We start from the raw sequence: 11,054 nt of genomic DNA on the forward strand, positions 1-11,054 counted from the left end.
TCATCCATTATCGTCAAGGGGTTAATGGGTTAGACTCTATTTTTGAGTTTAGATTTTCGTAGTAGATGGTGGCGGCGAGGAGCGCCGCCATAGAAGCTTCTTATGCAACTAAAGGGGCAGGTTAGTTCCATAATGAATCTAATAATATTGTTGGGAATGGTGTTATCCATAAAAAACAATTTTTTTGGACAGAATAAAAAGAAATAGGAATGAAAGAGGACCGGTGCTATGGTTTCTTTTTTTAAACAAAAAGGACAAATGAAGAAACGCAAGAAGCAAAAGGTAGGCGACAAAGAAAAAGATCAATCTATAATTAAAACACCCCGAAATATTGACAGCTCTATAACAGCCAATCTGGATATGGTGAAGCAAAAAACAGGAAGCAGCCCGGATATCATTATACGAACGTTGAAAACTAGTCAAAACCCTGAGATTAAGGTGACTATTTTGAATGTACAGGGTCTTATAGACAATCCAAGTGTTACAGATTTTTTAATTGAATCCATCATGAAAAATCCTCAGCTAAAAGAAAAGTTACTTCCACATGAAGTGCTGGAAGTGATCTCTAAAGACGTGGTTTCACTCGGCGGTGTAGAAACCGTCACGGATTGGGAAAGATTATTTTTGTCATTATTATCAGGGGATAGCGTCATTTTTGTTGATGGCATAAACATAGCCCTGGTTGCCAGTACAAAAGGAGGAGAAAGGCGTTCTGTTCAGGAACCAAGCACAAATTCGGTGGTCCGTGGGTCAAGAGAAGGGTTTACTGAATCGAATGCAACAAACATAGCCCTGGTACGCCGCATCATTAACAGTCCGGATTTATGGATAGAGTCGATGAAAATAGGCACTGTGACAAAGACGGATGTTTCCATTATGTATATAAATGGGATTGCAAAAAAAGGAATCGTCGAAGAGGTCAAAGAACGCTTAAAAGGAATAAATATCGATAGTATTCTTGAATCAGGATATATTGAACAATTGATAGAAGATCAGGTCATGACCCCATTCCCTACCCTTGATCATACTGAAAGACCTGATAAGGTCGCTGGCAATCTCCTTGAAGGAAGGGTAGCCATTTTTGTTAACGGAACGCCTTTTGTCTTGGTGGCGCCTGCGTTATTTATTCAGTTCTTTCAATCTGTCGAGGACTACTATGCTCGCTTTGATATAGCCTCAGCTATACGTTTTTTACGTATTTCTATTTTCTTTATTTCGCTAATTGCCCCGTCTGTCTATGTAGCAGCTACAACGTATCATCAAGAAATGATTCCTACAAAGCTGCTCGTCATTCTTGCAGCACAACGGGATTCCGTTCCTTTTCCGGCAGTTATCGAAGCATTCATCATGGAAATAACATTTGAACTTTTAAGAGAAGCAAGCCTTAGGATGCCCAGAGCCATTGGGGCGACTATGTCCATTGTTGGTGCTCTGGTGATTGGGCAGGCGGCAGTTCAGGCTGGAATTGTATCACCGGCAATGGTCATCATCGTATCGATCACGGCCATTGCAAGTTTTGCGACCCCTTCCTATACCATGGCAACTGCTGCTCGCTTGCTGCGGTTCGTATTTATCATTTGCGCAGGTACAATGGGTTTTTATGGTATGAATTTAATCTTTTTTGTTATCCTAGTTCATTTATGTAGCCTGCGTTCATTCGGAGTTCCTTATATGTCACCATTTGCTCCACTTAATCCGGAAGGACTAGGGGATACATTTTTCAGGAGACCAATGTGGGCGTTTAAAAAAAGACCCAAATTTTTAAGCTCCGATACTAATCTGAAAAGAGAAGGCGATAATCAAAGGCCACTGCCTCCTACATCACGTGGAATGAAGACTTCTTACATGAAGAAGGGTGACGGCACTGAGCCGTGACATGCATTTACAAAACGGTTGCATAAAGAAAAAGCTGTGCAAAATGTTTCTGGGTTATATGGTACAGGAGTATATGGTAAATTGTGTTAAAATAGTATGCGTGAGGTATATACATTCATAAGGGGAAACAGTGAAATGAATAGAAACTTTTATGGTTTATTTATTGTACTGATGTTTATATGCGGTCTAATACTTTTTCAGTAAATGGCATAAAGTAATTAAGTATTAGCCCCCTAAAGAAACGGTTAATAAAGTTCCAACGTCAATTGGTCCATCAGTCTTTAGTATTAACAAGAGAATAATTAACGAACATAGAAAAACCGAATAAGGGCACATTTTTTTAAGTGTCCATTATTCGGATTACTGTTCAGAATAACTCGAGAGCCCTTTTTTCAAGAATGGAAGTTTATTAAGTATGATACACATGTTTTTTATTTGATTTTCAATCGAATCATATTCTAGGATAATTTACCTAACGGATAGCTGTATAGTTTGGAATCGTTTTTTTTATTGACGTAACTTTATTTGGTGCATATAAAGTGTTAACTGCGTAGCAATCTTTATTTTCCAGAGCAATATGTTTAATAATTTCAAATTCCCTTTAGGGTTATGGTGCCGCAATAGCGGTAATGTCTTATCTGTTAATTAAAATCGCCCATTTGTTCGGTCTCTTCATGTCGACCGAACAAATGGGCGACCCAAGTTGGCGCACTGCAAACGCTGTAATAATGGCTCTAGCTGCAGTTGGTATCCCTGTTAGCATTGGCGTTTAGCATGACATGGGGTGAGCGCCTGCCCGCCTGGTTGGTTGTATTGCCTATCTGGGTAGGAACTGGTTTGTTGTCCCAATCCAAAGCCATATTAGCTGTGTTACCATACCGATTGTAGATTTGAAACAAAGTCGTACCGTTTTTGAAAAAAGTTGCACCGTTTCATTCCTTTTCGATTAAAGTATTCTAAGTGATTTTTAATCAAACTTTTCTTCAAAGCAACATATTATATGGAGAATAATATTTTTCAAGTCAAAACGGGAGAGGAGGAATGAGCATGAAAATGTTTAAAATGAGTGCTGTGGCATTGGTTGCTGCGTTGTTGTTCCCTTCTTCTACATTTGCAAGTGGCTGGGATTACTTAGGAGAACAATCTCTTTATTCTAATGGTGCTGAAAGTGATCAGTTTGCCTCTACTGGTGGTGATTATAAGATTTGTCGGGATTCTTACGTGGGTCCAGCTGGTAAGTTAAAAGTTGAATTATGGGAGTATGATCCTGACAGTTATAATGATTATGTAGGGGTAAGATATTTAGATCGAGGCCAATGTGGTATTTTCCGGGGTATTGGTAACTTTGTTGATGGAGGAAATGAAGCAGAATTTTTTGCGAAATCAAGGACTAACAGTGATATGCATTTAATCTTTTATGATTAATTCACTAACTGAATGAAAAAAAGACCTGGGATTGATTCGTAAAGGCTAAAATGAAGGATGGTAAAGATCGAACAGATAGGCTGCAGGGTAAAGCATGGTTTTTAGATTATTTTTGTCTTATGATGATAAATCTTTTCTACTAGTTGAGTCGAATGAATAGGGTTACGATGTTTATTATACATTGGACATCTATTTACGCATTTACGCATTTAATGTAAAAATGAAAGAAATCATGTCGCAGTCCGAAGAAATAGTGAGAAAAATATTTAGTGTCCTTTTTTGTTTTATGTTCTAATAGGGTTTACTCAATGGAGATTGTGAAGGTTCGTACTTAAACTAACGGGTGCGTTCGTATTAAAAGGTCGACCAGTAAAATTACTGGTTGACCTTTTTTAAATAGAATCTATTATATCAGTAGCCAGGGTAGGACGTACGGGTGCGTGGGACTTGATCCTGTGAACTAAACTGTCCGCCCCCTACTTGTAGAAACATGTTTGAGGCTGGTTGGGACGTAGATCTCGTATAACAAGCGAAGCTATGACACTACATGGAGGACTAGGGGTACTGGTTAGTAAGTAGAGGAGGAAAAACGATGAATCCAGTAGTTGGTCTGGATGTGGCAAAGGGAGAGAGCCAAGTTCAGGCATTTTTAGATCAATCTAAACCGTATGGAAAGAGCTTTTCAATAAGGCATACTAGAGAGGAATTAGATTATTTTATAGGATTTCTAAAAGAAACAGAAGAGGTGACAGGGCAGATGCCTATGGTCATTTTAGAAGCTACAGGACATTACTATACTCCTGTTATTCAATACTTGGAGGAACAAGGGATTCTATATATCTTACTAAATCCAATTATTTCTTATCAGGCAAAGAAGACCAGTTTACGGAAGGTAAAAACGGACGCAATCGATGCGTACCAGTTGTGTGTGCTGTATTACAAGGAGGATTTTGAACCCCATAAAATTAGAGGAATTCAGCTTTTAGACCTTCGTAATTTGTCAAAACAGGAAATCGTAAAGAATATGTATGTGGAGGCTAAACTTCAGTTTCACACCATTTTAGATCAGGTGTTTCCTGAATACAGGAAGGTTTTTGGGGATCTATATTCGAAGGTTTCTTTATTGATGTTAAAGGAATATCCTACTTCAGAGGCGGTATTAACGGCAGGAGAAAGTAGACTAGCAGAGAGTGTAATTTTAAAGCAGCTCTTTCTTTATGTAACTCCCATGAAAATTAAAAAAGCACAAAATCTAGAAAAAAACACAACAAAATAGACCCAGTAAACACGCTTTTTAAAAAAAGGCTGAGCCTTATGAGTGATCTGATTGAGTTTGGTAAATCGTTAAACAAAAACCTCCAATTATAGCAAATTAAGTAGAGGCTAGCGCGACGACCAAAAAAGGATTAATTCTCCCATGAATGCGACATAGAGACCAATTTTCATTCTCTGTGGTGAAGCGCTGATTTTTGCGCTACATGAATGGCTAACGGGGCAGTTTTAGTTTAATAAGAGTTCCATTTAAAAAGGAACCGCGATTGGCGATTCCTAAGATTATTATTTATTTGCTGCGTTTATGGTACTAAGTGAATTGTTAAGTGCTGTTTTACACTTGTTTACATCAGGATTCGATGAACGAACTGCTGCTAATACAACATCAATTGTTCCATCAATTTTCGTCCATGTAGCGCCATCGATTTTTCGAAGCATAGGTTCCTGTGTGTCCCATTGATGTTCTAATTCATCTGCCCCTTTTTTTGCTGAAGCAAAGTCATTTTTGTTTACAGCGTTTAGTATATCATTTTCGATTTTTGCAAAATCGTTTAACTGTCCAGATAATGTAGTTTGTGAGGCACTAGATTTTGATGTTGATTTATTTGCCCCTTTTAAGACACTAAGTGAATTAGTAAGTGCTGTTTTGCTTTGATTAACATCAGGTTTTGAAGAACGAACCGCTGCTAGCACAGAGTCAATTGTTCCATCAATTTTTATCCATGTAGAGCTATCAATTTTTCGAAGCTTAGGTTCTTGTGTATCCCACTGATGTTCCAAATTATCAGCGCCTTTTTTTGCTGAAGCAAAGTCGTTTTTATTTACAGCGTTTAGCATATCATTTTCAATTTTAACAAAATCATATAATTGACCTGCTAATGTAGCTTGCTCAGCAGCACCTTGTGATGCAATATTATTACTGCGCCAGTTATAACCACCTATACCCACAACTAAGAAAATTACGAGTACAACAATCGTTTGTGTTAGCACATGTTTCTTATTTGCTTTACTTTGGTTTGTTTCCACTATATCACTTTTAGCATTTGTATCTATTTTTGAAACGGCAAGGAAAACGATGATCGCTAAAATAGCGATAAGAAAAATCACACTCGTAACGGTTGTCCCGATGCCTAATCCCCCATTTACTTTTGGTTGAGATAGGTAATCTCCAAGTGACGCTCCAAGCGGACGAGTTAAAATATACGCAATCCAGAAAGCTAATACTCCGTCAATTTTCAAAAATTTATAAGCTAAGAACACAAGAGCAATAATAATAACAACGCCTATTCCTGTATTAAGATAACCAAAACCAAGTTGTTCGGAATATAAATCACCGACCGCTGTTCCAAGTGCAAAGGTGAATAGGATCGTAAGCCAGTAGAAAACTTCTCTTTTTCTAGTAAAAATCGAGTGGATCGATAGTGTTTTTTCACTAAGATACCAAAATAGAAAAGTCAGTCCTAGTAGCACCGAGAATACAACTGTACTAACCTCAAGTGGTACACCCATATTATCTGTCAAATTATCCGTTACCAGTGTTCCAAATACGCTAATAAGAACAACTGTTACCCAGTAAATGGCTGGAACATATTTGTTTGCTTTAAATTGAAAAAACAATGCAATAAAAAACGCAACTCCCATAATAATAGTAGTAAGAGTTAAACCAAGTCCAATGTTGAAATTGATGAAATCAGCAAATGTTTCACCAACAGTTGTACACAAAACTTTGATGATCCAAAAGAACATCGTCACTTGTGGCACTTTGTTAAGTGGAATTTTCATTTTATTTTGGTTTTCTTGCATATATAATTTCCTTTCTTTAAAGTGGTTTCCCACAACTTAATTTTATTTCTCTCTCTACATAAGGATTCCCATCCAAATCCAAGTTAATCATTAAGGAAGTCTGCGCTGTTTCTCCCACAGTGGTTGCCATAATCTTGACGATTCCAAAAAATATGGTGACTTGTGATCCTTTGCATATCATTTACCGACCTGAAGGTTGGACCATTTCAGTTTGTTCAGAAAATGCTAAGTTTTCTTTAATGGAACTCATCTCCTTTTTGGAAGTAGTCATTGTTACAACAATTGACATCCTGTCAAAAATAGAAAATACAACATTTCCCCATATTAAGAAAAAGTCTGTTTATTAATTAACCATAGGATTTCAACTCTTATTACAGCCGATTTTCCATTAGAAAAAATCCTTATCTTTCTTGACTTAGGTCTTTATAGCTGTACTTAGCCAGGAAAGGGATATGTTTCGTTAATCTGTCATACATGTAGAACACTACTTGTACCAAAGGCTCCAATTTTTTGGAAGACTGCATAACGAATATGCTTGCCCCATATGAAATAAGGGCGCCACCAATCACGTCTGCAGGATAATGGACTCCGACGAATATACGCGAAATGCCAACAATAATAGCCCATACTAATACGGGATACTTCCACGAATCGTTTCGTAGCACCATCGTACATGCTATGGAGAATACCAATACCGAGTGATCACTTACAAACGAAGAGTCAGCAGGATGCGGTATTAACTGATGAACATGGTGTGCCACGAATGGACGTGGATGATAGTAGACAAGGTGAAGGATTGCGTTTATGAACAATCCAAGTAAGCAAGAAAAAACAGCGTATATAGCTGTGTACTGTTTTTCCGCTCGTTTTTCTTTGTTTACAATAAACCATAGGAACAACATAAGTGCGATTACCACATAAGGAACGCTATTTGTGATGAATATCATTCCTCTATCTAGATAAGAGAAATGGCCGGACCAACCGTTAATCCATTGAAATATTTCATAGTTCATATTGTTCATCTCCTTGCTTTTATGGTTTTGGTTTCTCATTTAAAATCAAGTTGACCAGAAACAAGTATTCTTAGTGTATCGAAGGAACCTGAACATCCTATGAAAATTACGTTAAAAATAAATTAAAAAGAAAAATAAATGCGAGTTTAGTGCTATAGTCGTTTGAAAATGAAGGCAAAAACAATAAGCTATTGCATGTGCAAAGCGTCTTTTGATGTATTTTGGAAGCCTATCGTGAACTTAATTGAGGCTGAAGAAATGAATTTTTAGTTGTTAACGCACAACATATGAAAGCAGACCCTGGTCGAAAAACAGATGTCAAGGATGCTGAGTGGATCGCTCAACTTCTTCGTCAAGGGTTGTTGAAGGTAGTTTTATCCCTGAAGAGCTACCGAATATGAGGATTGGCAGATATGCAGAACCCCAAGAAATTGCAAAAGTTGTTTTATTCTTGGCCTCTGAAGGGGCGAGTTATATGACGGGTTCCACTGTTTTAGTAGACGGTGGATTAACCTTGTAGATTTTCTTGCTATATTAATAGAATCAATCAAAAAAGGTAGATAGATTGTATGAGGAGTTCATTGGACTTGAAAGTATAAAATGAAATTTAAGACTGAAAGGGTGTTATATAATGGGGAGTTTAGATGGAAAAGTAGCAAATATCACAGGTGCACCTATGGGGCAAGGTGCAGCAGAAGCCAAATTAGTTGCCAAAGAAGGCGCTAATGTTGTGGCAACCGATGTCCAGGAAGTTGTACTTCAACAACTTGTCGATGAAATAAACGATAAGGGTGGAGATGCAATTGCCATTAAACATAATGTCGCTTCTGAAGAAGAATGGAAGGGTGTTGTGAACAAGGCAATTTAAACGTTTGGAAAAGTCGATGTCCTTGTATATAATGCGGGTGTTAGTGAGCCTAAAATGTTCTTGAATATAACAATGGAGCAGTGGAATAAAGTAATGGATATCAACTTAACAGGCAGTGTATTAGGAATGAAATGTACAATTCCTAAAATGCAGAAAGTTGGCAGGGGATCCGTTATTAATATTTCTTCAATCGGCGGTATTGTAGGTATGGCTGGAACAAGCCCTTACACTGCAGCTAAGGGTGCATTACGTTCTTTATCAATAGCAGCGGCAGTCGAATATTCGAAGGAAAATGTCCGCGTCAATTCTGTTCATCCAGCTATTATAGTTACACCAATGATTGAAGAGCACCTCGACGAACTATCCAAACAATATTTTACAAGCTTTACTCAATTACCTCGTTTAGGTCAGCCAGATGATATTGCTTATGGAGTTCTATATTTGGCATCTGATGAATCTGCTTTTATGACTGGTTCAGAATTAGTCATTGACGGTGGTTGGACTGCACTTTAAGTATCAGGATTAATGATAAACCGGTATCGTTTTAGAAAATGATACCAGTTTTAATTAATGCTCGTGGTCAAAACCATTCGTCAAGTCTAAAAATTTGATATGTGGTTTCTCTGCATGTCAGGTGAATGGCTGCTGTAGCCCAATAAGAAAGGTTTTGCAACTATTACCAATCAGGGTTATCACGTTATGGAACGAACAGGACCTGATTTCCACCTACAAAAAAGGATAGACCCTATAGGCTTCTATCCCTTTTTGTTCTATGGTTTAACTAATATAAAATGATTTACCTCTTATTTTATATTTTGAACTTCAAATAAAACACTATCTAACTCTTTTGCCGCTTTTGTAAGTGTTGGCGCATCAAGCGGGGAAGACGTTGCACCAGCTTCTATTGTGTGAAGGGGAGTTTCGACCTTACCATATAGATCCGGGCTTTTAGCTTTCACGTCGTCTTCAAATGTTTGCCAAGATTCCTCAAGCTTCGCTCCACTTTCTTTTACTTTTGTAGCATCCTTGTCTTTTAGCTGTGCATTTAGGTCAGCAATCGTTTGTTTCATATCCTTCGCGCCATCACTAATGGAAACAGATTTTGGAGAGGACTGTTCGGTTTTCTTGGTTTCATCAGCTTTCTTTTCGTTATTGGTACCGCAAGCAGTTAAGCTTAATGCAGCGATTACGATGATAGGAACTAGTAATTTACGAGATTTCAATTTTGTTACCTCCGGTATGTACTTTTATTTTACTATCTTTTCTTTTATTTAAAAGAGCTGCAATAACAGCAATTATAAGTAAGATCACCTGAGGGATAATACTTTCCCAGGTTGAATATACACCGAAAAAGTCAATGCTAGGGATGGGTGCTTGAGTTGCCGGTAATAACCCGGCAAGCTGCAACCCATGAATCCCCATACCAGCAAACTTAATGCATAGGTAGAACATCAAAATGCTTGATACGAGGAAGAATGGACGCATTGGAATTTTCAAACCTACCTTGAGTATGAGGTATGAAACAATTACAAGGATTATCAGCCCAATGGCAATCCCTAGTAAAAGCGTTGCTAACTTAATGGAAGCAGCCATCCCGATAAAGAATAGGACAGTTTCTGTTCCTTCACGGAAAACAGCCAGGAACGAAAGAATAGCTAGGGAGAACAAGCTACCGGTATCAAGTGCTTTTGTACTTTGTGTCCGAATATATCGTTGCCATTCAGCAAGACTTGATTTACTGTGAAGCCAATAACTCATATATAGAAGCATCACTGCTGCAAATATCCCTGTCCAGCCGGATATCAAAAAATTGTTACTGCCGAATGTACCAGCAGAAAATAATAGGTTTACAATTACACCAAGTACAAGGCTTACTCCAAGTCCGGCTCCTACTCCGTACCAGATCCATTTACTTTTCGCTTCATGGCCAGCCTTTCTCAAAAATCCAAGCAAAGCCACCACTACAAGCAATCCTTCCAATCCTTCGCGAAGAAGAATGGTCGTTGCATCAAGCATCGTATAACTTGTCTTTGCTACCAGTGGAGAGAGGTAATCACGCATACCTTCAATCGTTTTTTTTGCACCTGGTACATCTGGGTGATTGGAGGATAGCATGGCGTAGCTAGCAACCATATCCCTTTCTGCATTACCATATATCTTTGAGGACTGAGTAAGGACAATTCCCTCGACATTCAACCATGATTTTCGGAACTTCTCTATGTCCCCTCTTGCGCCTTCGATATCATTATCATTAATCTTTGAAAGAGACTGATTTAGCAGTGTCACAAGTTCTGCTACATTTCCAGTGGTACCTGAATTTTTACCACTTTTAGATGAAGAAGAATATTTACCCTCTATAAACTTTTGGTTGGTCTCTTTTAATCTAATAAGTGCATTTTTTAATTTCTCATTATCCACAGGCTGCTGAGCAAAAGCGAACTGAGCTTGACCCATGTTATCTTCAATATCATGATAGGCCGGCTGAGACTGGTTTTTCACTCCATCTTCAATTAAAATCCAAGTAGATGTAAAGGTTGTGTATTGCTTAAAGGCTTCCTTTGTGTCCCCCTTATCCACAGATTGGATAGTTTCTACAATTATCTCATTTGCCTTTTTCATATCATCGGATGCATTAGCTGCAAAACTATTTATTGGTAAAATGACAAAAGCTGTGAGTAAAACTAAAAAAGTCGTAACTAACTTGCTTTTCATAAAGGCCCCCTATGGAATGAAAAGTATCTTGTTATGTAAAAAAAAAAATAATCAGTAATGAAAATCATTATCAATTATATTTATAG

7 protein-coding genes and 4 pseudogenes are annotated in these 11,054 nt (G+C 37.9%); 7 read left to right on the forward strand and 4 right to left on the reverse strand.

All coding sequences use genetic code 11. The annotated features are described in order from the left end of the window. The first annotated feature begins 228 nt into the window (after positions 1 to 228). From ACFWE9_RS23340 to ACFWE9_RS23355, 4 genes and pseudogenes are all read left to right on the forward strand, one after another. Entirely contained in the window at positions 229 to 1,875 is a 1,647-nt protein-coding gene (locus ACFWE9_RS23340) for a spore germination protein (protein ID WP_377359032.1), read from the forward strand. A gap of 629 nt (positions 1,876 to 2,504) precedes the next feature. Continuing rightward, positions 2,505 to 2,748, forward strand: a pseudogene (locus tag ACFWE9_RS23345) (hypothetical protein); the annotation flags it as partial. A 174-nt stretch (positions 2,749 to 2,922) separates the two neighbouring features. After that, positions 2,923 to 3,300 (forward strand): hypothetical protein, encoded by a 378-nt coding sequence (locus ACFWE9_RS23350; RefSeq protein WP_095395134.1) that lies wholly within the window; start codon positions 2,923 to 2,925, stop codon positions 3,298 to 3,300. A 592-nt stretch (positions 3,301 to 3,892) separates the two neighbouring features. Next, a pseudogene (locus ACFWE9_RS23355) lies at positions 3,893 to 4,495 on the forward strand (IS110 family transposase); the annotation flags it as partial. 362 nt (positions 4,496 to 4,857) lie between these two features. Here ACFWE9_RS23355 and ACFWE9_RS23360 read toward each other — a convergent pair. Further along, positions 4,858 to 6,375 carry a COG4705 family protein gene (locus ACFWE9_RS23360; RefSeq protein ID WP_377359034.1) on the reverse strand — a complete coding sequence of 506 codons (1,518 nt, stop codon included), beginning with the start codon at positions 6,373 to 6,375 and terminating at the stop codon, positions 4,858 to 4,860. Between the two features lie 401 nt (positions 6,376 to 6,776). Continuing rightward, a complete protein-coding gene (locus ACFWE9_RS23365; protein WP_377359036.1) occupies positions 6,777 to 7,388 on the reverse strand; it encodes an undecaprenyl-diphosphatase in 612 nt (203 codons plus the stop codon). Between the two features lie 269 nt (positions 7,389 to 7,657). On the opposite strand from ACFWE9_RS23365, the pseudogene ACFWE9_RS23370 reads away from it, so the two are divergent. The 3 genes and pseudogenes from ACFWE9_RS23370 to ACFWE9_RS23380 form a co-directional block, all read left to right on the forward strand. Next, positions 7,658 to 7,771, forward strand: a pseudogene (locus tag ACFWE9_RS23370) (IS110 family transposase); the annotation flags it as partial. 14 nt (positions 7,772 to 7,785) lie between these two features. Next, positions 7,786 to 7,908, forward strand: a complete 123-nt coding sequence (locus ACFWE9_RS23375; RefSeq protein ID WP_377359040.1) for an SDR family oxidoreductase — start codon at positions 7,786 to 7,788, stop codon at positions 7,906 to 7,908. A 111-nt stretch (positions 7,909 to 8,019) separates the two neighbouring features. Next, positions 8,020 to 8,769: pseudogene (locus tag ACFWE9_RS23380) on the forward strand (SDR family NAD(P)-dependent oxidoreductase). Positions 8,770 to 9,059: 290 nt separating this feature from the next. Here ACFWE9_RS23380 and ACFWE9_RS23385 read toward each other — a convergent pair. Beyond that, the gene (locus ACFWE9_RS23385; RefSeq protein WP_230162449.1) at positions 9,060 to 9,479 is read right to left on the reverse strand and encodes a hypothetical protein; all 420 of its coding nucleotides are present in this window, start codon (positions 9,477 to 9,479) and stop codon (positions 9,060 to 9,062) included. Then, positions 9,466 to 10,968, reverse strand: a complete 1,503-nt coding sequence (locus tag ACFWE9_RS23390; RefSeq protein ID WP_377359038.1) for an FTR1 family iron permease — start codon at positions 10,966 to 10,968, stop codon at positions 9,466 to 9,468. The genes ACFWE9_RS23385 and ACFWE9_RS23390 overlap by 14 nt, the downstream gene beginning before the upstream one ends. Positions 10,969 to 11,054 lie beyond the last annotated feature (86 nt).

Origin of the sequence: Peribacillus sp. NPDC060253 (assembly GCF_042727425.1) — a bacterium.
Classification (GTDB): domain Bacteria; phylum Bacillota; class Bacilli; order Bacillales; family DSM-1321; genus Peribacillus.

Coding starts and splice junctions, on each gene's coding strand:
- ACFWE9_RS23340 (WP_377359032.1), top strand. CDS start 229: ATGGTTTCTTTTTTTAAACAAAAAGGACAAATGAAGAAACGCAAGAAG.
- ACFWE9_RS23350 (WP_095395134.1), top strand. CDS start 2,923: ATGAAAATGTTTAAAATGAGTGCTGTGGCATTGGTTGCTGCGTTGTTG.
- ACFWE9_RS23360 (WP_377359034.1), bottom strand. CDS start 6,375: ATGCAAGAAAACCAAAATAAAATGAAAATTCCACTTAACAAAGTGCCA.
- ACFWE9_RS23365 (WP_377359036.1), bottom strand. CDS start 7,388: ATGAACTATGAAATATTTCAATGGATTAACGGTTGGTCCGGCCATTTC.
- ACFWE9_RS23375 (WP_377359040.1), top strand. CDS start 7,786: ATGAGGATTGGCAGATATGCAGAACCCCAAGAAATTGCAAAAGTTGTT.
- ACFWE9_RS23390 (WP_377359038.1), bottom strand. CDS start 10,968: ATGAAAAGCAAGTTAGTTACGACTTTTTTAGTTTTACTCACAGCTTTT.